We start from the raw sequence: 229 nt of genomic DNA, 5'->3' as shown, positions 1-229 counted from the left end.
CGTCGGCACGCTGTGCGAACCCATCGTGCCCGCGCGCGCCGGCATGCCGTGCCTGCTGATCGCGAACACCGCGGCCAATCCGCGGAGCGCGGACGGCCGCATCGGCGTGCGGCTCGCGCGCACGCTCGCGCAGCGCGGCATCGCATCGTTGCGCATCGACATCGAAGGCATCGGCGACAGCGGCGCACGCGCGCCGGACGATCAGGCCGACGTGCTGTACTCCGATCCC

1 pseudogene is annotated in these 229 nt (G+C 73.4%); it reads left to right on the top strand.

Annotated features, from left to right (window positions below):
* Positions 1 to 229: pseudogene (locus tag J8I82_RS38200) on the top strand (alpha/beta hydrolase); the annotation flags it as partial.

The sequence above is a fragment of the Cupriavidus consociatus genome (assembly GCF_017814975.1).
In the GTDB taxonomy this organism is placed as follows: Bacteria; Pseudomonadota; Gammaproteobacteria; order Burkholderiales; family Burkholderiaceae; genus Cupriavidus; species Cupriavidus consociatus.
Note: the sequence above shows the minus strand (reverse complement) of the source record. Positions and strands in the feature narration are given on the sequence as shown.